22 protein-coding genes are annotated in these 22424 nt (G+C 41.3%); 1 reads left to right on the plus strand and 21 read right to left on the minus strand.

What is annotated here, in order from left to right:
- Positions 1-114 precede the first annotated feature (114 nt).
- From spxA to pepA, 18 genes are all read right to left on the minus strand, one after another.
- Positions 115-522, minus strand: a complete 408-nt coding sequence (spxA, locus tag BLR76_RS01640) for a transcriptional regulator SpxA (RefSeq protein WP_091264658.1) — start codon at positions 520-522, stop codon at positions 115-117.
- 296 nt (positions 523-818) lie between these two features.
- Positions 819-1838, minus strand: coding sequence for a lipoate--protein ligase (gene lplA / locus BLR76_RS01645; RefSeq protein ID WP_091264660.1), 1020 nt, complete (start codon positions 1836-1838; stop codon positions 819-821).
- A 317-nt stretch (positions 1839-2155) separates the two neighbouring features.
- Entirely contained in the window at positions 2156-2899 is a 744-nt protein-coding gene (locus BLR76_RS01650; RefSeq protein WP_091264662.1) for an MBL fold metallo-hydrolase, read from the minus strand.
- A gap of 138 nt (positions 2900-3037) precedes the next feature.
- Positions 3038-4435: a protoporphyrinogen oxidase gene (gene hemG / locus BLR76_RS01655; protein ID WP_091264664.1), complete on the minus strand. Its 1398-nt coding sequence runs from the start codon at positions 4433-4435 to the stop codon at positions 3038-3040.
- 237 nt (positions 4436-4672) lie between these two features.
- Positions 4673-5032, minus strand: coding sequence for a 50S ribosomal protein L20 (rplT, locus tag BLR76_RS01660; RefSeq protein ID WP_091264668.1), 360 nt, complete (start codon positions 5030-5032; stop codon positions 4673-4675).
- A 34-nt stretch (positions 5033-5066) separates the two neighbouring features.
- The gene (gene rpmI, locus BLR76_RS01665; RefSeq protein ID WP_091264670.1) at positions 5067-5267 is read right to left on the minus strand and encodes a 50S ribosomal protein L35; all 201 of its coding nucleotides are present in this window, start codon (positions 5265-5267) and stop codon (positions 5067-5069) included.
- Between the two features lie 65 nt (positions 5268-5332).
- Entirely contained in the window at positions 5333-5836 is a 504-nt protein-coding gene (gene infC / locus BLR76_RS01670; RefSeq protein ID WP_143009167.1) for a translation initiation factor IF-3, read from the minus strand.
- A gap of 250 nt (positions 5837-6086) precedes the next feature.
- Positions 6087-8018 (minus strand): threonine--tRNA ligase, encoded by a 1932-nt coding sequence (gene thrS / locus BLR76_RS01675; RefSeq protein WP_091264674.1) that lies wholly within the window; start codon positions 8016-8018, stop codon positions 6087-6089.
- Positions 8019-8333: 315 nt separating this feature from the next.
- Positions 8334-9269, minus strand: a complete 936-nt coding sequence (gene dnaI, locus BLR76_RS01680) for a primosomal protein DnaI (protein ID WP_091264676.1) — start codon at positions 9267-9269, stop codon at positions 8334-8336.
- Positions 9269-10657 (minus strand): replication initiation and membrane attachment family protein, encoded by a 1389-nt coding sequence (locus BLR76_RS01685; RefSeq protein WP_091264678.1) that lies wholly within the window; start codon positions 10655-10657, stop codon positions 9269-9271. Before BLR76_RS01685 ends, dnaI begins: the two co-directional genes overlap by 1 nt.
- 25 nt (positions 10658-10682) lie before the next feature.
- Complete coding sequence (gene nrdR / locus BLR76_RS01690) at positions 10683-11147, minus strand: transcriptional regulator NrdR (RefSeq protein WP_091264680.1); 465 nt, start codon at positions 11145-11147, stop codon at positions 10683-10685.
- Between the two features lie 60 nt (positions 11148-11207).
- Positions 11208-11804, minus strand: a complete 597-nt coding sequence (gene coaE, locus BLR76_RS01695) for a dephospho-CoA kinase (RefSeq protein WP_091264682.1) — start codon at positions 11802-11804, stop codon at positions 11208-11210.
- A 16-nt stretch (positions 11805-11820) separates the two neighbouring features.
- A complete protein-coding gene (gene mutM / locus BLR76_RS01700) occupies positions 11821-12642 on the minus strand; it encodes a DNA-formamidopyrimidine glycosylase (RefSeq protein WP_091264684.1) in 822 nt (273 codons plus the stop codon).
- A 68-nt stretch (positions 12643-12710) separates the two neighbouring features.
- A complete protein-coding gene (gene polA, locus BLR76_RS01705) occupies positions 12711-15374 on the minus strand; it encodes a DNA polymerase I (protein ID WP_245682996.1) in 2664 nt (887 codons plus the stop codon).
- 149 nt (positions 15375-15523) lie between these two features.
- Positions 15524-16852 carry a UDP-N-acetylmuramate--L-alanine ligase gene (gene murC, locus BLR76_RS01710; RefSeq protein ID WP_091264690.1) on the minus strand — a complete coding sequence of 443 codons (1329 nt, stop codon included), beginning with the start codon at positions 16850-16852 and terminating at the stop codon, positions 15524-15526.
- A gap of 91 nt (positions 16853-16943) precedes the next feature.
- Positions 16944-17522, minus strand: coding sequence for a hypothetical protein (locus tag BLR76_RS01715; RefSeq protein ID WP_091264692.1), 579 nt, complete (start codon positions 17520-17522; stop codon positions 16944-16946).
- 33 nt (positions 17523-17555) lie between these two features.
- Positions 17556-18161: a YtpR family tRNA-binding protein gene (gene ytpR / locus BLR76_RS01720; RefSeq protein ID WP_091264695.1), complete on the minus strand. Its 606-nt coding sequence runs from the start codon at positions 18159-18161 to the stop codon at positions 17556-17558.
- A 28-nt stretch (positions 18162-18189) separates the two neighbouring features.
- Positions 18190-19260, minus strand: a complete 1071-nt coding sequence (pepA, locus tag BLR76_RS01725) for a glutamyl aminopeptidase (RefSeq protein ID WP_091264697.1) — start codon at positions 19258-19260, stop codon at positions 18190-18192.
- A 196-nt stretch (positions 19261-19456) separates the two neighbouring features.
- On the opposite strand from pepA, the gene BLR76_RS01730 reads away from it, so the two are divergent.
- Positions 19457-19816: a PepSY domain-containing protein gene (locus BLR76_RS01730; RefSeq protein WP_245682997.1), complete on the plus strand. Its 360-nt coding sequence runs from the start codon at positions 19457-19459 to the stop codon at positions 19814-19816.
- 119 nt (positions 19817-19935) lie between these two features.
- On the opposite strand, the gene trmB is transcribed toward BLR76_RS01730, so the two are convergent.
- The 3 genes from trmB to dat form a co-directional block, all read right to left on the minus strand.
- Positions 19936-20574, minus strand: a complete 639-nt coding sequence (trmB, locus tag BLR76_RS01735; RefSeq protein WP_091264699.1) for a tRNA (guanosine(46)-N7)-methyltransferase TrmB — start codon at positions 20572-20574, stop codon at positions 19936-19938.
- Between the two features lie 69 nt (positions 20575-20643).
- On the minus strand, positions 20644-21474 hold the full coding sequence (locus tag BLR76_RS01740) for a phosphotransferase family protein (RefSeq protein WP_245682998.1): 831 nt from the start codon (positions 21472-21474) through the stop codon (positions 20644-20646).
- A gap of 74 nt (positions 21475-21548) precedes the next feature.
- The gene (dat, locus tag BLR76_RS01745; RefSeq protein WP_091264702.1) at positions 21549-22409 is read right to left on the minus strand and encodes a D-amino-acid transaminase; all 861 of its coding nucleotides are present in this window, start codon (positions 22407-22409) and stop codon (positions 21549-21551) included.
- Positions 22410-22424 lie beyond the last annotated feature (15 nt).

Below are 22424 nucleotides of genomic sequence, written 5' to 3' on the forward strand. Positions count from 1 at the left end.
AAAAGCTGGCCTGCAAATACAAGCTATGACGATTACATTGTACTTTTTTGTTCTCATAAGGTCAAAAAGAACCGACCCACTGTCGATTCTTTTTTAGTCGTTAATATGCTGTTCTTATACTTGAGATAGAGCTACAAGTTTCTGAGCCTTTTCAAGTTCCATTGCTCTTACTTCTCGAGGAACAAATTGACGGATTTCATCTTCATTGTACCCAATCTGAAGTCTTCGGTCATCAATGATGATCGGTCTTCTAATCAATGTCGGATTCTCCTGAATGACTTCGAACAGTTCTTTTAAAGATAATTCATCAAGATCAATATCCAGTTCTTTAAATGCTTTGGAACGAGTGGAAATAATATCTTCCGTTCCATCTTCTGTCAGTCTCATAATTGCTTTTATCTCTTCAATTTTTAAAGGTTCGTGAGCCATATTCTTCTCGTAGTAAGGGATGTCGTACTCCTCAAGCCATGCCTTTGCTTTTCTGCATGATGTGCAACTTGGTGTTGTAAATAATGTGACCATTATGTATTTCTCCCTTCATGTCTAATGTTTCTTTTAGATGATTGTCATCTTCTACACTTAATACTATAGAGTAATTGTGAACAGTTGTAAACCCTATTTGTCAATTTTTTGACTTATTTCTTCGTTTTATTATACAAAGTTCTTAAAAAAGTTGATATATAGAGGTTTAAAAGAATTTGATATATGAATATCTGCGAACTCAGATTATAATGTTTATAATTTACAGTGTCGTTAAGACACAAAAAGCTCCAACCCAGTATTAAAACTGAGCTGGAGCTTTACCTAGAGAACTGGTCTTAGTATAAAAGATCAACAAGTTCTTCAATATCTACATTTCCAAAATAGCTTTGAGTGTCGATATCCTTTAATGCATGAGTAATGGCTTCTCGGGTATAAGGAACACCTCGCAAGTCTTTTTCAACATCTTCTATTTCGCCCATACCAAAGAAATCACCGAAAATACGAATATCCTCTATTTTTCCTTTTCTTACATTCATTTTAACTTCTACTGTTCCTACAGACAGACGTTCACTTCTTTCCATATCAAAGGCTGGAGATTTTCCGTAATTCCATTCCCAATTTGCTGTATACTGTTCAGCGAACGCTTCTATCTTGACCCAATCCTCATCTGTCAGAACATACTCTTTAATGTCTTCAGACTTATCAGTATCAAAAATATAAAGCAGCAGCTTGTCTCTGAAGTCTTTTGCATTCATAAACTGATAAGAATCATCCAGATAAGGTTTGATGTTCGTTACTCTGCTTCTGATGGATTTAATCCCTTTAGATTCCAGTTTATGTTTTTTAGGTTTAAGAGCCTTGACGACTGCTTCGATTTCAGAATCAAACATTAATGTGCCGTGAGCAGTTAAGCGGTTGTTTTTAGCATACATGGCATTGCCTGAGAATTTTTTACCATCAATGACCAGATCATTTCTCCCACGAAGTTCTGCCCCTTCTACCCCCATCTGATGAAGCGCATCAATGACTGGAGAAGTAAATTTCTTGAAGTCTCTGAAGGAGTTCCCATCATCTTTAGTCAGAAAACAAAAGTTCAGTACACCCATATCATGATAGACAGCTCCTCCGCCAGAGAAGCGACGAACGACTGTCACATTGTTTTCGTCTACATATGTCGTGTTTACTTCTTCATATGTGTTCTGGTTTCTCCCGACAATAATCGAATTATCATTAATATAGAATAGCAGAATCGGCTCATCAAGCTCTACTTCATTCAATAGGTAATATTCAATTGCCAGGTTGATTCTTGGATCGTGAATTTCTTTTCCATTTCTCTGGTTCTTTACATAATACATATACAGTTCTCCTCGCATAATAAGTTTGAAGATAAGAATTTTACTTATCTTCCTTGGTTGTTTTCTTCGTGTGTTAGAGGCTTCTCCCCCATGGAGGAAAAAAATTCGAAATTGTCGACCCTCTTGTCCACTTTTGATCTTTGATAATTTCTTTGATAATTTAAAAATATCCATAGAAAAATAATTTATTTAGGACGACTATTCGACAAAAAATCCGAACGTATTTTCGGGTATGTGGCGATTTAGTTGAGTACCGCTTATTTACCGAATATTACTGAAATCTTTTAAACTTTATTCTTTACTTACCACTATAATGCTTAAATATTATAGTGTCTATCTTTTTCAGCGAGCTGGACTATAGTATCCGGAGACTCTTCTTGCGCCTGCTGAACCAGATCGCTCCAATTTCCAGTTTGTGGCAGATGAGTAAGTATCAGGTTCGATACACCAGCTTTTGATGCGATCTGTCCGCATTCTTTTGCAGTCATGTGGACCGTGTGATTCTCCATACCTTTATAGAAGTTACTATCTGCTAAAAGATAATCGGCCGATTCACAGAATGGTATAAAGTCTTCAATAAATCCTGAATCCGCAGTAAACACGAGTACTTTACCGGTGGATCTTTCCGTAATTCTGAAAGCGTAACAAGGAACAGGGTGAAGAGTCTTCAGATGTTCGATATCAAACGGTCCAATCGTCAACTTAGGTTCTTCATTATAGGGTATCCCCTCACTAACGTTTTCTAAAGTCATTTGTTGAAAATGAGCAGCGTCTTCATTATGACAGTATATTGGAAGCATGTGGGCCCTGTTGCCGTGCTCATCTCTTTTCAGCAGTCTGGTAAACTGCAGAACACCTAAATCTGCGATATGATCATGATGATAGTGAGAAAGTAATACTGCATCAAGATCTAGCGGATCAACATATTTCTCCATTGTCAGTAGACTGTAACTTCCAGCATCCAGAAGCAAGTGAAAATTGTCAGACTCCAGCAGGTAAGAGCTCGTACCAATATTATTAGTAGGGTATCCGCCATAGTATCCTAGGACAGTCAGTTTCATTTTTACAGACTCCTCCTTGTATGATTGTCTTTATTTATAGGATACGGGAATTTTTTAAAAAAACAACCGAAGCTGCACATAAGTGTCCAGGATCGGTTGTTTTTAAGTCTCAGTTCTCAATTAAAATCATTTAGAAAACTATATTGTATTTTTTAAGTAGTTGATGACTTCCATAGCTGTATTATTTCCCTGTCGAATACAGTTGTTCACACCAAATCCGTCCATCCCGTTCCCGATGAGATACAGCCCTGGATATTTCTCTTCAAGAAATTCATTGAGATTTTTTGTCCGCTCTTCATGATTGACACTGAACTGCGGTATTGCATTGGGCCATCGCTTGATAATACGATAATTTGGGTCAACTTCAATTGACAGCATCTTGTTAAGATCCTTTAAAATGGCCTCTTCAATTTGCTTGTTACTAAGTGACATCATAATACTGTCCGAGCTCCGACCAAAATAGACCCCTAATAACTCTTCATCTTTCTGTGCATGATGCGCCCATTTTTTATTCAGCCACACGATGCTCTGTATATAAGAATTATTACGTCTGACCGACAGGACGCCGTTTCCTCCAGGTGGATCCTTAATAGCTCCTTTCGGAAAACTGAAAAGGACAAATCCTATTGACCCCATCTTAATGTCCTTGAAATAATCACTTAATTCGATGTCTGAAAAAATCTGATTATAAGCTCCAGAATCAGTCGCTACAACTACACTGTCCACTCTTAGCTGCTCTTTCTTATTGATATCGACTATATAGGTATGACTGATACTTTTTTTAATATCAGTCACTTTCTTTGAATACCTGATGTTCTGTTGAAGGCGTTCAGATAATTCACGTGTCAATGTCTCAAGCCCATCTTTAAATGTAAGATAATTCCCATCCCCATCAATGAGTTCAGGATGAGCTTCAAGCGCTTTTGTAATCGTTCCATGTTCCTTTTCGAGAGCAAACAAGGGTTCATTCAGTCCCTTGATACCTATTTCATCAATTTCACTTGAATAGACCTTAGATATAAATGGTTCAGCAGCATATTCAGCTACTTCATCTCCTACTCTTTGAGCAAAGTAGTCACGAGTTGATACTTCTTCTGATTCTTCAGTTCTGGAAAAATATGTATCTTTTAGGAAAGACAGTTTCCCCTGAAAAGAAATCAGATCGAATTTCCATATGTCTGTTCTTTTTACTGGAATCCCCTTATAGGTATCACTGTCGAGCTGATACAACTTGTTGAATGCATAGATATCAGGTTTTCCATTCTGACTGTATTCCACTTGGTCTTCGAGCTCTAATTCTTTAATCAGTCCGATTGCATCAGGCAGGCGCGTGTCGATAGACTCTGCTCCCAGATCGATGAACTGTTCTCCGAATTTCATGGTATATAGTTTACCACCGGAACGGATAGAAGACTCCAGGACAATGACTTCATAAGGAAGATCCTGTTCTTTTATTGTTTGCTGCAAGCGATAGGCAACTGTCAGACCGGTAATTCCACTGCCGACAACTGCAATTCTTTTCTTAGCCTTCTCCATTCTGGACACACCCCTTACCTGTTCGTATTTATCTAAAATATAACTGACATAACTACATATAACTATTTGAACAGCTTATGTATAGTAATTTTCTTCCATAAACTTCTCCTGATTGGAATATCTTTTATATTATACCATGAAGTTCTGATAAAAGAACGTAAATATTGTTTCAATTATTTATACAAAAGAAAACCTTATAACAACCAGTTATAAACTGATTATTATAAGGTAAATGAATTAACCGTTTAAAGCATCTTTTGCTTTGTCTGTCAGAGCTGAAAATGCATCAGCATCGTTGACAGCCAAGTCAGCCAGCATTTTACGGTTCATGTCGATTTCAGCTAATTTAAGTCCGTGCATAAATTTAGAATAGCTTAATCCGTTCATACGTGCTGCAGCGTTGATACGTGCAATCCATAGTTTACGGAAATTACGCTTGTTCTGTTTACGGTCTCTGTAAGCATACATGTATGATTTCATTACTTGCTGTTTTGCAACTTTGAACAAGCGATGTTTAGCACCATAATATCCTTTAGCTAATTTTAATACGCGATTACGGCGTCTGCGAGTGACGACTCCACCTTTTACTCGTGCCATTGTTTTTCCTCCTTCAATACAATCCTAGAATCTATTATTTCATTTTAGCAAGCTGTTGCTTGATGCGTTTGTAGTCACTATTAGAAACCAGTGCTGATTTACGCAGTTTACGTTTCTGTTTCTGAGTTTTGTTCGCAAACATGTGGCTTGTTTTTGCGTGACTTCTTTTCAGTTTACCAGTACCAGTTCTTTTGAATCGTTTTGCTGAACCTTTATGCGTTTTTTGCTTAGGCATTTTTGATTTCCTCCAATACTCTTCTATAATAATGATCAGAAAATAACTATATCACAGTTATTTCTTTATTTTTCACTTTTCGGTGCGAGCATCAAGAACATGCTGCGGCCATCCATCTTAGCCTTTGATTCGACTTGTGAAATATCAGATGCTTTTTCAGCCATGCGTTCCAGAACTTCACGTCCAATGTCCTTGTGAGTGATTGCTCGTCCTCTGAATCGGATAGAGACTTTGACTTTATCGCCTTTTTCCAGAAACTTACGAGCGTTACGCAATTTCGTATCAAAATCATGGTCATCGATCGTTGGACTCAAGCGAATCTCTTTGATGTTGACAACTTTCTGATTCTTTCTTGCTTCACGTTCTTTTTTCTGCTGTTCATAGCGATACTTGCCGTAGTCCATTACCCGAGCCACTGGTGGTTTAGCATTAGGCGAGACTAATACAAGGTCCATGTTGGCTTCCTCTGCTAATCTTAGTGCCTCTTTGCGTTGGACTACACCTATCTGTTCACCGTCTTTTCCGATCAAACGTACTTCATTTGCACGAATACGGTCGTTGACAATCATGTCTTTAGCTATGGTGGTCACCTCCAAAGTATTTGCGAGAAAAGCACAGAAAAAGGCGGGGTATCTATCTGCATAGAAATTCCCGCCTGTTCTCCGCATCAGGCACACACAAGCGCATGCCTTATATATACGTGTCCATATCTGCCCATGAACAGATGTCCATAAGGCGAGAAGCGGGGGCTTCTGCTTTGTTTTCTCAACTTTTATATAATATCACAACAAACACCCTATGTCAAATGGATCATGACATTTATTTAGTATTCTCATCTACCATCTGCTGAATGAAATCATTTATAGCAAGAGTGTTAGTCTGTTTTTCACCGTATTTACGGACAGCTACTGAGTCATCAGCCATCTCATTGTCCCCAATAACCAGCTGATAAGGAATCTTGAGCGTCTGAGCTTCTCGGATCTTGTAGCCCATTTTCTCATTACGATTATCGACTTCTATTCTTAAGCCTTTAGCTGCCAGCCTGTTTTTCAGCTGTTCTGCGAACTCCCCATGGATATCAAGATTGACAGGAATGATTTTAGCCTGTACCGGTGCCAGCCATGTCGGGAATGCACCTTTGTATCGTTCAATCAGATATGCGACAAAACGTTCCATCGTTGATACGACCCCGCGGTGGATTACAACTGGCCGATGAGAATCTTGTCCATCTTCCCCGACGTACGTGAGGTCGAACCGTTCTGGCAGAAGGAAATCAAGCTGAACAGTAGAGAGCGTTTCTTCGATGCCCATTGCTGTCTTGACCTGAACATCCAGTTTAGGCCCATAAAATGCTGCTTCCCCTGTTGCCTCGAAGTATTCCAGACCGAGATCATCAAGTGTCTCCTTCAGCATAGACTCAGCCTTCATCCACATGGCATCATCGTCAAAGTATTTTTCAGTATTTTCAGGATCTCTATAACTCAGTCTGAAGCGGTAATCCTTAATGTCAAAGTCTTCATAGACAGCCAGCATCAGTTTGACGACTCGGCTGAATTCTTCCTTGATCTGATCCGGACGGACAAACACGTGTGCATCGTTCAGGGTCATTTCACGAACACGCTGCAAGCCTGACAAAGCCCCGCTCTTCTCATAACGGTGCATCTGTCCCAGTTCAGCGATGCGGATCGGCAGGTCACGGTAACTTCTGACATCATCTTTAAAGACCATCATATGATGCGGACAGTTCATTGGGCGAAGAACAAGCATTTCCCCATCGCCCATATCCATTGGTGGAAACATGTCTTCATGGTAATGATCCCAGTGGCCTGAACGCTTATAAAAGTCAACGTTCGCCATGATTGGAGTATAGACATGCTGATAACCTAGGCTGATTTCCTTGTCAGTGATGTATCGTTCAATTACACGTCTGATCGTAGCTCCTTTAGGAAGCCAGAACGGAAGACCTGAACCTACCTCTGGTGACAGCATGAAAAGCTCCAGCTCTTTACCTAATTTACGGTGATCCCGCTGCTTTGCTTCTTCCCGAATTTTAAGGTACTCTTTCAGCGCTTTTTTATCAAAGAATGCTGTTCCGTAAATACGCTGCATCATCTTATTGTCAGAGTTTCCTCTCCAGTAAGCCCCTGCAAGGGATAATAGTTTAAAGACTTGTATACGACCTGTAGAAGGAACATGTACACCACGACACAGGTCGACAAATTCTCCTTGCTCATAGACTGTCAATTCTTCATCTTCTGGAAGATCATTGATCAGTTCCTGTTTGTATGGGTCATCCTTAAACAAATCAAGCGCTTCTGCTCTAGAGATTTCTTTTCGAATAATAGGCAGATTTTCTTTCACAATTGCCATCATTTCGTTTTCAATTCTTTCCAGATCTTCCTCAGTAATAGGCTGCTCAGTATCTGTATCATAGTAGAACCCATTTTCTATAGCGGGCCCTACTCCGAATGACGCGTCCGGATATAGACGTTTGATCGCCTGAGCCATTAGATGGGCAGTAGAGTGTCTCAAAACTAACAGTGCATCTTCATGATCAGGCGTAACGATTTCAAGTGCTCCGTCTTCATTCAGTTCACGACTGAAATCGACCAGTTCTCCATTCCATTTAGCTGCCAGGCCTTTTTTCTCAAGAGACTTGGCAATCCCACCGGCAATCTCTTTAGGTGTTGTTCCTTTAGAAACTTTCTTCGAAGAGCCATCCGGCAAAATAACATTAATCATTTCCGACATTCCAATTCCTCCTATTTTCATTAAAAAAGTCCCATTGAATAAGCTGTCTTATCCAATGGGACGTTTAATATACGTGGTTCCACCCAAGTTTATAGAACAGCCTTGAGCCATTCTAATCTCTTCGCTCTTTAACGCAGAGTGTACGGCAGATCCTACTTTGTTCGGACCTGCACTCGAAAGGGGTCATCTGTTCATTAATGGAAGATTTTCAGCCGGGATCTTCCTCTCTTTTAATTACTGTTGAACGATGGTGTCTTTCTCAAAGTGGTATTATTCTTGATATAGATAGTACTTTATCACTTTTGGCAGGTCAAATCAACTTTTATTTTGACGTCGATTATCTCCTGACATTTCCACTTCCTCAGACAGAAAACGAATACGCTCCATGATCCGCTTGGCTTTCAGAGGCTCTCTTTCACCTCGTTGTGTCACACTCAGGTGTTCTTTTTCAAGCTGATCCATACTGAAGTTTGATGTAAAGAATGTCGGCAGCTCTTCCTGCATCCTGAATTGAAGAATGACACCAAGTACATCGTCTCTTATCCAGGATGACATGGAATCTGCTCCAATATCATCGATCATCAGTATCTTCGCGCGTTTAAGCTTTTCCATCTTATCTTCTGTCGTATTATTCCCGATTGCGTTTTTCATTTCAACCGTAAAGGTAGGAAAATGAACCAGCGTAGTTGAATGGCCATGCTGCGACAGTTCATGAGCCACGGCCCCCAGAAGGAAAGTCTTCCCCACACCGAACGGTCCTTGAAGGTAGAGACCTTTATGGTATGACCTGGGCGATTCAAGATAGTCATCTATAAATGTGATTGCCTTCTCAAAAGCAGCCTGTCGTTTTCTTGTCGCTTCAAAATCTTCAAGCCTGGCATTTTTGAGATCTTTCGGCATATAAAGGGATTTTATCCTGTTTTTGATCTTTACTTCCTTCTGACGTGAAAGAAGTTCCCTAGTAGGCACGTAAGTCACATCAATCCGATGATTATTCAGGATGAGCTTGGGTTCATATCCCGGAGCCAGGCTGTCACTCCTGTTCTGCACTTTTTTCTTTTCGGATACAAATTCGTACAGTTCAGAAGCGCTTCTTTCAATGGCTTCTTTTGATAATGCTTCTTTATGCTCAAAAAGAAATTCTCTTACGTCCGGATCACTCATGACATCTTTTTTCATTATCTGACTGAACATGTCGCTGACTTTTCTTGAATCCATCAGTTTAGCCAGCTGATCTTTTATACTATCCATTATGATTCACCACTTTTCCTGTTGCGGATTCGTTTAAGTCTTTCTTTGTAAGCTTCCTCTTCTTCTGAACTGAGCCGTTCATCTTTTACAGACCCTTCCAAGGCCCAGTCAGGAAGGGTCTCCTGGCGGGCATGCGATGCCTTTTTTTGAGTCTTAGAATAATTTCCCTTAGGTACTGCTTTCTGATTTCTCTGACCGAATGATGCATAAAGCTGTTTTACTTTCTCCATAGCGTCTTCAGGTGTCTTCACCTGGCTTTGTGCCCAGTCATTCGCTATTTTAGTTGCAAGTCCTTTTTCTATGCTAGGGGAATTCTTGATGATAAGCAGATAGTTCAGAAGGATGTTGATCACTGCTGTAGTTAATGGAGCATTCTCAACAAGTTCTTTCAGCAGCCATGTTTCATTTGACGAGACAAACCCGCCTTTCTGACGTTTAATCGATTTCAGATAAGCATACGGACTTACTTGCTCAGAGTGCAAAATAATTTCTATTTCTTCTTTCGAAAAACCTTTTTGTTCGAGCTGTCTTACTCTATGCTCGCTTTCTTGAGCCATGACATCGGCTGTCTTCCTTGAACTGCCGGATTTTTTTAAGTACTCTTTTTGTATCAGGGAAGTCAGCTTCTGATCATCTACCTGACCTGTATTCAAATCCGCTGCTTCAAGTACAAATTTTTGCATCTCCAGTTCATTGATGTCATACAAGGTATTAAAAGTATAAATGAGTCGTTTCAGATCAGTATTAATTGATGAGCGACTGACATAATTCTTGTTCAGACCTTCAATGAAAAACGACCAGTCGAATCGTTCGGCTGATATAATCTGTTCTCCTATCGCAGGCATCTGTTCCTCTCTATCTTCAATATCAGCTGCTTCACTCATTTTTTTCATATCCACATGAATTACATCAAGAAATGACTTAGTGACTTCTTTATACTCAGTCAACCTGCCATCATGAACCTGGAATCTATTCTGCAGGTCATCTGTCCACCGCTGACCAACTATTTCAGTAAGCATCATCTTCATCATTGGGTCTTTAAAGAACTGTTCAGGCAGCATAGGACTACTTAAACCGATCGCAGAACGTGTCGAATCAGAGTCATGTACGTAGACTCTGATAAGGCCGTATGCTTCAAGTCTGATTCTTGCCTCATAAAACTCTTTCACACCACTGTCGAGCTGTACAAGTAAATCAGAGAGCCTCACATCTTTTTCACTGGTCTGATCAAGTGTTTCTTTAAGTGTCATAAAAAGGCTGACGGCGTCTTTTCCAAGGAGCGGCTGATATAAGTTATGAAGAGATCTTATATGCAGATCCGATAGTATCGTCAATCTGATCAGATGTATGCTGTCTTTCGGGCTCATAGTTTTCCAGGGGTAAGTCATCGTTGATTGATCCTTTCAGCCTTGCTTAATGTTCTTTTCTCTTTTTCTCAAGTTCCTGCATTTCCTGCATAAAGACACCAATATCCTTGAACTGTCTATATACACTGGCAAATCGGATATAAGCGACATCATCCAGTTCTGCTAGTTCTTCCATCACGTATTCTCCAATTTTAGTTGAGGGAACTTCATTGGCTCCAATGTCTCTGATTTTATATTCTACTTTATTTACGATTTTTTCTTGGGCTGCTGCAGCTACAGGTCTCTTTTCACAGGCTCTACGGATGCCTCTAAGCAGTTTCTCACGACTGAATTCTTCTCGATTCCCATTTTTCTTCACCACAAGGACGGGGCTCTGTTCGATCCGCTCAAATGTTGTAAAGCGGAAGAGACAGTTCTCACATTCTCTCCTGCGTCTGATCGCTTTCCCATCATCTGCCGGTCGACTATCCACTACTCTGCTTCCGTTGTGCTGACATTTAGGACAATGCATATTTTTCAGTCCTTTACTATTAAATATTTACTGACAGTATACCACATTTCTGGGACTTAACTAATACCCATTATTGTCAAGCCAAGTTCTCAGCTGATTTTCCGTTTCATCAATACCGCCCCTATTATCGATGACGATGTCTGCTTTCTCAGCCTTGCTGTCTATTGAGGCCTGCGCGGCGATTCGTATCTGTGCCTCATTCTCACTTAAATTATCTCTTTTCATCAGCCGTTTCAGCTGAGTCTCCGGGTCAACATAAATCACCATAACGGCATCCACTTCATTTTCAAATCCGATCTCATAAAGCAGAGGGATATCCAGAACAACCAGGGGGTGTCCAGCTTTGATCAGCTTATCTTTTTCTTCCTTTATCCAGTTCAGGACATGACTATGAACGGTCTCATTCAATTTACTTAATTTAGTAGGATCGTTGAACACAATAGCGCCAAGTCTAGTCCGATCTATCGTTCCATCTTTTGTTAATATCTCCTGGCCAAATGTCTTCACAACGTCATGATAGGCTGCCTGCCCAGGTTCCATTACCTGTCTGGCTCCCTTATCTGCATCCACTACAGGAATACATTGAGATTCAAAGAAGCGGCCGACCGTGGACTTTCCGGTGGCAATCCCCCCTGTCAAGCCTAAAATAAAAGTCATCGTTCTCCTCCTCTTTCTATGACTGACAGACCGGGCAGAAGTGCGTCCCTCTCTGAGCCACTTTAGTTTTAATAAATGGTGAATGACAGATCGGACAGTCTGATCCAACCTTTCCATAAATCCTCAGACTGTTCTGATAACTACCTTCTCTACCGTAGGCATTGGCGTATGTTCGGATTGTTGTTCCTCCGGCTTCGACGGCTTCTTTCATTATCCTCACAATAGAGGATCTCAGTACGCTGATTTCTTCATCAGTCAGCGAAGAAGCTGAACGATTGGGACGAATACCTGCATCATACAAAATCTCATCTGCATAAATATTCCCAACCCCAGCCACCAGCTTCTGATCAAGTAGACAGGCTTTAACCGCCCTTTTTTTCCCTTTGAGATACTCCACCATCCAATCGATGCTCAGCTCCTCTTCAACCGGTTCCGGTCCAAGGCTGGTCAGCGAAGGGTGGGTCAGAAGTTCCTTTTTGCTGACTAGACTCATCTTACCGAACTTCCTGACGTCCAGATAACGGAGCTCCTGTCCACCATTAAGACTAAAAATAACGTGGGTATGCTTAGTCAGTGGAGTCCCTTCTACTTCTAGTCTGAATTTTCCTTCCATTCTCAAATGGCTGATCAGAACATAATCAGTCAGGATAAAAAGAAGAAACTTTCCCCTTCTTCTAATCGTTTCAATTGTCTGGCCTTCCAGACTTTTCTGGAACAGCTCGATTTTTGGTTCTTTAATTATATTGTCCCAGCGTACAGTGACTTTGCCGATCGTTCTCTCACTAACCAGATCGACTAAACCGTTTCTGACACTTTCAACTTCCGGCAATTCAGGCATAGTATTCTCTCATTTCCTTTGGTAATTTTACAATAAAAGAAGCGAGACTTCTCCCGCTCTTTTATGTGTTATTTAGCTTGATACCAGTTATCACCTGCACTGCTCTCAACTTTCAGAGGAACAGACAGCTCAACTGTTTTTTCCATCACTTCTTTTACAAGGGCTTCCAGCTTGTCCATCTCGTGTTCAGGCACCTCAAATATCAGTTCATCGTGAACCTGAAGAAGCATAGTCGCTTCCAGATTTTCTTCTTTCATCCGTTTAGCCATTTCTATCATAGCCATTTTAAGAATGTCAGCAGCACTCCCCTGAATCGGCGTATTCATGGCCGTACGCTCCGCAAAAGATCTCAAATTGAAATTGCGTGAGTTGATATCAGGCAGATACCTGCGACGGTGGAACAATGTTTCGACAAAGCCGTCTTCCTTGGCCTCTCTAATCACCGTATCAATAAACTCCTTCACACCCGGGAAACGTTCAAAGTACGTATCGATATAGTCTTTTGCTTCCTTACGTGTAATATTCAGGTTCTGTGAAAGGCCGTAGTCGCTGATACCGTACACGATTCCGAAATTGACAGCCTTGGCTTCACGTCTCATATCAGATGTAACTTTCTCGGGAGCATCGATATCAAATACACGCATAGCAGTCGTTGTATGGATATCTTCATCATCCAGGAAGGCCTTGATCAAATGATCGTCTCCGGAAATATGAGCTAATATACGAAGTTCGATCTGCGAGTAGTCCGATGCGAATATTTTCCAGCCTTTTTCACGAGGGATAAAAGCCTCACGAATCTTGCGTCCTTCTTCAAGACGGATTGGAATATTCTGCAGATTAGGATCAACGGAGCTCAGTCGCCCAGTACGTGCAACGGTCTGCAGGTAGCGTGTATGGATCTTGCTCGTCTGTGGATCGATCACTTTAAGCAGCCCCTCAATATAGGTGGACTGTATTTTGGCAATCTGACGGTACTGAAGAATATGCTCAACGATAGGTGCCTGATCCTTCAGCTTTTCCAGAACGTCCTGTGCGGTGGAATACCCGGTCTTAGTCTTCTTGATGACTGGGTAACCCATTTTCTCAAAGAGGATCACACCTAACTGTTTGGGAGAATTGATGTTGAACGTTTCTCCGGCTTCTTCATAGATTCTTTCTTCGATTGATTCAAGTGTCTTACCAAATTCTTCTTTCATTCGTTCAAGTCGTTCTGCATCAGCAGTGATGCCTTGAATCTCCATATCTGCAAGCACGATGGCAAGTGGCATCTCCATTTTTTTAAGCAGATCTTCCTGTTCGTTTTCTTTGAGTTCTTTTTCCATCGAATCCGACAGATGATAGATGCCTAAGACCTTACGCGCCACATGATCATGCATAAGAGAACTGTCTTCAGGTATTTTTATTTTTTTCCCTTTTCCATAAACAACTTCATCAGGCGTGATGTGTTCGTAATTATGTTTTCTGGCTACATCGACGATATCGCCGCTGCTGCTGTCTTCAGCTGTCAACAAATAGGACGCAAGCATGATATCAAATGTAATTCCTCTAAGGGTCATGCCTTTATTGTTCAAAGCGACATAGGAGCGTTTAGCATCATACAGCACTTTACCGCTGTCTTCATCTTCGATCCACGCTTTGAAGGCAGCAGATGCAAAAGCAGTCTGAGGATCGGTTACATAAATGGTCTCATCATTTCCCCAGGCAATCGAGACGATTTCAGCATGATGATAGTTCTCATTCAGCATTTCGATATACAGAGCCATATCTGAAGAGAAGTGAGAAGATGACAGTTCATTTAAGAAAGTATATTCGACCTCCACAGCATCTTCCGCCAGTTGCTCCATATATTCTGACGTATCGAGTTTCTGCAAATGAGAATTGAAATCCATTTCTTTATAGAAAGAGATAAGATCCTCCATACTCAATCCGTTGTATGTCAGATTTTCCAGTTTTACTTCAATTGGCGCATTAGTATCAATGGTTGCCAGTTTTTTACTCAGAAATGCCGTTTCCTTCTCATTGATCAGGTATTCTTTTCGTTTGGACTTTTTCATCTCTTCAATATTCTCATAAAGGTTCTCAACCGACCCATATTCGTGCAGTAACTTGAGAGCAGTTTTATCACCAATCTTGGTCACTCCCGGAATATTGTCTGAGGCATCTCCTGCCAGTCCTTTCATGTCGATAATCTGAATCGGATCGATTCCCATCTCTTCCTGAATCGACTTTTTGGTGTGCTCTTTTAAGTCGCTGACTCCTTTTTTAGTGATGTCCACCCGAATGCTATCCGAAGCAAGCTGAGTAAGGTCCCTGTCTCCGGTCAGAATGACCACCTCAAAACCGTTTTCTTCAGCTTCTTTAGCCAGCGTTCCTATGATGTCATCTGCTTCATAGTTTTCAAGCTGATAGCTCTGCAAACCGAACCCTTTAAGAAGATCTTTCATAAAGGGAATCTGTTCAGAAAATTCAGACGGCATTTTTGACCGGCCGCCTTTATAATCGTCGAAATATTCGTGTCTGAATGTAGTCTTTCCTGCATCAAATGCCACGAGTGCATGTGTCGGCTGTTCCTTGTTCACGATCACCTCAAGCATGTTATGAAAGCCGTAAAGCGCATTGGTGTGCAGTCCGTTTCTATTCTTCATTCGTTCCAGCTGGCTATGCAAACCATAAAAGGCTCTGAATGCCACACTGTGCCCGTCTATGAGCAGTAATTTCTTTTTATCAGCCAATCTCTTCAACTCCCAGTTATTCATCCTAAACCTATAGTATCAAAATTTGTGCAATAGAAAAAGAGAACGTCCTTAAACTCCCTATACAATAAGTATTATACCACTACTATATGCGAAGGGAGCTTTAAGTTCATTCTCTATTTTTCCTATTAATTTTTTGCTTCCGACTGGCTTAAAATGACTTCGAAAGCATGCTCGAATTTGTCAACATCACCAGCGCCCATGAAAACGACGACTTGGTTTTTATGTTTAAGCAAGGCTGACATATCTTCTTCTGAAATGATGTCTTTTCCTTTTTCCGTTTTGTCCAGCAGATCTCTGATCGTCACAGTACCTTCCTGCTCTCTCGCTGATGTAAAGATATCGCAGAGATAGACGGCATCTGCCAGATCGAGGGCTTCACCGAATTCATCTAGAAGTGCAACGGTCCTGCTGAATGTGTGCGGCTGAAAAACGGCAACGATTTCTCTATCAGGGTATTTCTGATGAGCTGCATCAAGAGTAGCCCTAATTTCTGCCGGGTGATGAGCATAATCATCAATAATGACTGTGTCCATCACATTTTTCTCAGTAAAGCGTCTTTTTACCCCTTTAAATGACTGAAGTCTCTCCTGAACTTTGTCCAGATCGAGACCTTCATAATGAGAGAATGCGATAACTCCCAATGCATTCTGGATGTTATGCTTTCCGTATGATGGAATGAAAAATTTCCCATAGAAATCTCCTCTGACAAATACGTCGAACGTAGATCCTTCAGTTGTTCGCTCAAGATTCTTGGCCTGAAAATCGTTATACTCATCAAAGCCATAATAAACGATTGGAACGGAAGCGTGCAGTTCCTGAAGTCTCGCATCATCACCACAGGCAAAAATTGCTTTTTTGATCTGCTGTGAGAATGAGAGAAACGCATCCTGAACATCTTCTATGCTCGTATAATAGTCCGGATGATCAAAATCAATGTTAGTGATCAGTGCATAGTCTGATTTATATGCCAGAAAATGACGTCTGTATTCACAGGCCTCAAGCACAAAGTACTCTGCATCTTTTTCGCCTCGTCCGGTACCGTCGCCTATCAAGTAACTGGTAGGCTTGATTCCGCTCAGAACATGAGACAGCAGGCCCGTCGTACTAGTTTTGCCGTGTGAGCCAGTTATAGCTACACTGGTATACTGATCGCTCAGCTCTCCAAGGAAGTCGTGGTAGCGTTTCACCGACAGGCCCATGTCCATTGCTTTGCTGATCTCTTCATGTGTGTCTGGGAATGCGTTTCCGGCTATGACGGTCATGCCTTCTTTAATATTTGCTTCATCGAATAAATAGATAGGGATATGATTATCTTCTAAATTTTTTTGAGTAAAGAAGTATTTTTTAACATCTGACCCTTGAACTTTGTATCCTTTATCATGAAGGATCAAAGCCAGTGCACTCATACCTGATCCTTTAATTCCCACAAAGTGGTAGACTGTTTCCTGATTCATTCGTTAAAAATCCTCCATTAAATTCAGATCTGTAAAATTTACATCGTTATACACTATAATTGAAATGATCCAAAAAAGCCAGTACAATTATTTATCTTTTGCTGGAGTCATCTTTTCTGAACAGTCCGGGAACCTCACTTCGTCTATTGATGTTGTCATTTCTGTCATCGTCCATGATCGAAGCCAGTGTCCGGTTAAGCCCATATGTCTTTTTAGTTTTTTCACGAACAGTCGACTTAGCTTTCTGGATTTTCATTTGATCAGGAAGTTCTGAAGTTGCTTCAGGTTCACTCGTCCATCCCCATTTTTCCTTCAGAGACTCAGTTGCATATTCTTCCAGAATTAAAAATTCTTCAGTTTTTTTCTGCATCTCCTGCTTAAGTATACTGTAATCGGTCGTCGGCTTTTTTGTCTTCTTAGGTGGTTTATTATAGCCGTATACTGGCGACGGGACTTTGCTTACTTCAAAAGGAGGATCAATATATGTTCTATTGAATGATTCCTGAGGGTGCTCTAAATACTCTTTGAATTCTTTTTTTATTTCTTCCTTTCGCTTAACTTCGCCTGGAAGTGTGTACGTGTCTTTAAAAGAAAGTGACTGCTCATCAGATTTACTCTCCGGCCTGTTTTTCTTCGATGATTCAAAGAACTCTCTATACTTTGAGGACACTATTTCCCCTCCTTCCCTAGTCCTTACAGATTATTAAACTGAAAAAGCTTTTCCTACTTCTGCATCGTCTGGAAGGACCATGATTCCTTTACCTTCCTGTGGCAGCCCAAGTTCTCTAGCTGAACAGATCATCCCGTTGCTTTCAACGCCTTTAAGTTCACCAGGCCAGATAATCATTCCGTCAGGCATCACCGCACCAGTGCGGGCTACAACAACTTTCTGTCCTTGGGCAATATTTGCGGCACCACAGACGATCTGTAGGATTTCGCCATTGTCAACTTCAGTTTGAGTCAGGTTAAGATGATCAGATCCTTCTACCGGTTCACATGACGTCACGTAGCCTATCACAAACTTCGGAGAATAGTCAGTTTCTAGTTTGACAGAAAATCCAGCTTCTTCGATCAGACTGTTCAATTTATCTACAGCTTTTTTATCAAGTTCCAATGGTCCTTCAGTCAGTCCTTCCAGATAGTCAGAGGCTTTGAAGAGGTTAATGCCTGTAGCTTCCCCGTCAGCTTTTGACTTGATCAAAACAATATCTCCATTTCGTTCAGTGACCTGCTTTGTTGCTTCCATTTTCTTGAACTGGATCATCAGAACATCATTCAGGCCATTATTATTGTAGGTTGTTATCTGCATGTGTATAAACTCCTTAGTTTTCTATAGTTTAAAATGTTTTTATAGTCTCGAGTACTGACCGGTCAAAGGTTCTGACGATCTGGTAGACCATTTCTTTTGCCGCTTCATAGTCATCAATACGGAATAGAGACTGATGGGTGTGGATATATCGTGCCGGTACACCGATCACGGCACTTGGTATGCCTTCATTTAATGTATGTGCCGCAACAGCATCCGTACCCCCTTTGGAAACGAAATACTGATAGGGAATATTATTCGTCTCTGCTGTATCAATAAGATAATCCTTCATTTCTCTGGAGAGGATCATCCCTGGATCCTGAATTCTCAAAAGGAACCCGTCGCCCAGACGGCCGAAAGCTTCTTTATCTCCGTTCAGGTCATTTGCCGGGGAACAGTCGACAGCCAGGAACGCATCCGGCTTGAATTTTCTGACAGATCCTTTTGTTCCTCTTAGTCCTACTTCTTCCTGAACATTGGCTCCGGCAATCAGTGTACTCGGCAGCTGCTCTTCTTTTAATTGCTTCAGAAGTTCAAGAACAAGTGTGACACCATAGCGGTTGTCCCAGGCCTTTCCAGCAAAGGTTTTTTTGTTTGCCATCTGGATGGTCTCAACGACTGGTACGATAGGATCTCCAGGACGTACGCCGTATTCTTCCGCTTCTTCCTTGGACTCAAAGCCTCCATCAAACAGAATCGAGTCAATAGAAATCGACGTGTTCTTCTTGTCTTTCAGAAGATGCGGCGGTATCGAGGACGATACAAGCGGGTACTCCCCTTTTTTAGTCTGAATCGTAAAACGCTGGGATGACACCACATAAGGATTCCATCCACCGATGGGAAGAACTTTAACCAGTCCTTTTGATGTAATGGATGAGACCATAAAGCCTACTTCATCCATGTGTGCAGCAAGCATCAATTTTGGTGCATCCGGTGTCTGTGATTCTTTCACTCCAAACAGTCCACCCAGTCCGTCCGTTTCTATCCGGTCAACCAGTCCGTTCATTTCACTTCGCATAAAGTCGCGGACATTATGTTCAAATCCGCTGATTCCCTGAAGTTCAGTTGTTCGTTTGATCATCTGATATGTTTCTTCATTCATATATAATCGTCAGTCAGACTGACTCTATCCCCCAGTATAAGATTTCGGGCCACTATCTCCCGCTGTACTCTCATTATTATACACAAAACCCGGTTCAAATTTAAGTTAAACCTAGTTTGCTTGTGTTACACTATTATTCTAAGGTATGATAAAATAAGAGACGAAAGCGTTATTTATTCGAAATGGAGGAGTTCTAATGTATATAAAAAAGGAAGAAATGAAAGAAACAAAGACGTACTCTACGGAGGACTGGATGTATCTGGGTGGTTCAGTTGTGGTTTCCTTTATTCTGGGTATGCTGACCTTTGCATTCTTTAAAAAGAATAAGTCACTAAAGGCTGACGATATTTTAAAATCCATAAAAAAAGAATTTCTTAAAGAAGGACCAATCGACGGGTCGTGGATTGAATTATCCAAAGTGCCATGGAAAAAATTTGCTTATGAAACAGATGTTTATTACGGTGGGATCTCACGCTATGAAGAAAGCAAGCTAGTTCAATATGAATTCATCGTCGATGCTTATACTGGCAGCCTGATCGACCTTTACAGAGTTTAAATGAAAATGAGTCTGCTTCAGCATGTGCTGATCTTGCTCATGATATTAGACGAATAAATAACCTCAGACGCTTGATCTGTCCCTGCTCTAAGCAGAAGATCTAGTATCTGAGGCTTTTTTTATTTAAACATGACCACAGCTTTATAAATCCTGTTGCCTTTTTTAGAGAACTTTTCTTCATACTCTGTCATTACATTGTCTTCTACATCACTATTGTGCAGATCCAGATACACTTTTTCCAGCACCGCATCATATTTGGAGAAGCTGGTCAATGAATATTCGAATAGCTTCTGATTATCCGTCTTGAAATGAAGTTCGCCTTTATCATTTAGAATCGTCTCATAGACTGACAGGAATGACTTGTAAGTGAGTCTCCGCTTCTCGTGTCTATTTTTTGGCCATGGATCAGAAAACGTAAGATAGATGCGGTCGACTTCTCCAGCTTCAAAGTACTCTCTCAGATCCTTTGCGTTGACCTGCATCAGCTGCAGATTAGGCAGCTCTTCGTCAATCTGTTTTTCCAGAGCAGACACGATTACACTTGTCTGTAATTCTATGCCGATAAAGTTGATTTCAGGGTAGCGTTTTGCCATTTCAATAATGAAACGCCCTTTCCCGCAACCAATTTCTATGTGTAAAGGCTGGGCTTTCTCAAATCTTTCTGTCCATTTCCCTTTTGATTTTTCCGGTTTTTCAACAACATAATGTTTGTATTCCAGCAACTTTTCCTGGGCATATGGTTTATGACGTAATCTCATTTAAACACTCCTCGTTAGTTCAGCAAAAAAGGGAGCAGATCGTTAAACCTGTCCCTGCATTCATTTATTTTATGATAATAGCTGATTCAATTTGATCAAATACTGGTTCATTCTCAGATAATCCTGTTTCTGATGACTGGTTTTGATGTCAAACAGCAGGTTGGCTGTACCGTACCAGTAGAATTTACTTGTAGTGGCACCTGGGGTAAATGGAATCATCGCTGTAATCCAGTCGTCCCAGTTCTGGTGATCGATATAGCGTTCCAGGAGCTGACTCAAGTCGGCTACAGGATCAGCAAGCAGTGCTGAATCCCAGTCAACCAGATACAGTTCTTCTTCAGAAGACATAAGAAAATTCTTATGTGAGATATCACCATGGCAGACCATTTTATTTTCCATCTGATCATCAGCAGGCATGTGCTTTTCCAAGTACGATACGGCTTGTCTGATTGATGGATGGGCAATAAGATCGGGCGCCAGGCCATAAACCGCATTGTAGTAAAAGTCAGATGGAGAGAGCACTTTCCCTCCTAGACGATGCAGCATTCTCTTCAGACTTTGAGACTGATGAACTTTTCTGATCATCTGAATCACACTTGAAGAAGTCATCTCTTCTTTGAATAAGGTCCGGCCATTGCACCATTCCTGGGCAGTGAGCACATCGCCGTTCCCTATCCGCTTTGTCCATACGAGTCTGGGAGAGATCCCTTCAAGAGACAATGCTGCCAGAAAAGGCGATGAATTCCGCTTGAGAAATAAACGTTCTTCGTTTTTCGTTCCCATATAAGCTTGACCTGTTTCTCCACCAATGGGATGCAGCTGCCACCCCGTTTCTCTCTCTAACTCCATAGTATTCAATCCTTTATATGTTCTTCTTATGTCGCTCAATAATAAAGACATTTACGCACCTTCTATTGTAGAAAGAATTATCGGTTCCGTCAAGCGCATGCATGTTCTTTTTTTATCTCTCAGTCTCATCTAACTATTTCGCCACATTGCTGTTCAATTTCTTTAAGGTATTCAGCCTGCAGAGCAGTCGTCAAGTCGCCAGGATTATCAGTGAACAGTACTCGTTCATCGATGCGTCTGACTGGCATGACCTCAATCGTCGTACTTGAACAGAATACTTCCTCTGCTTCGTACATTTCTTCCAGTGAAAACGGTCTGTCGACTACTGAAATATCCAGCTTTTCTGCACATTTCTTCCACACAAGCTTTGTCACCCCAGGTAAAATGAGATTCCCGTCAGGATGAGTAATCACTTCTCCGTTTTTTACGATCGCTATGTTTGAGGCAGAGCATTCTGTAACGGTCCCATCTCGATGAAGAATGGCTTCTTCGGCATTCTTTTTATGTGCTTCATGCTTGGCCATGATATTTCCGAGTAAAGAAATCATCTTGATGTCACATTTCAGCCAGCGTATATCTTCCGTTACGATCGTGTCAATCCCTTTCACCTGCTTGACAGCATCCCTTTCGACCGCTGTCATCGTCCCAGTCAGCATTGGATGGACGCCTGCATCCGGGTACATATGGTTCCTGGGTGAAGAAATCCCGCGCGTCATCTGCAGATAAAGATTGCCGGTGTCGATATTTGTTTCTTCAAGCAGCCGGTTGACGAGTGATTTCATCTCGTTTCGACTATAAGGCACAGCCATTTCGATTTTTCCAGCACTAGAATAAAATCTGTCAATATGCTCATCCAAACAGAAAAAGCGGCCATTATATGCTCTGATCACTTCATAGATTCCGTCTCCGAACTGATACCCCCGGTCTTCCGGATCGATTTTAACTTCACTTCTATCTACAATCTCACTATTCCATATCACTTTCATGTCGTTCTCCCCTTA

This window comes from Alkalibacterium thalassium (genome assembly GCF_900101165.1).
GTDB lineage: Bacteria > Bacillota > Bacilli > Lactobacillales > Carnobacteriaceae_A > Alkalibacterium > Alkalibacterium indicireducens.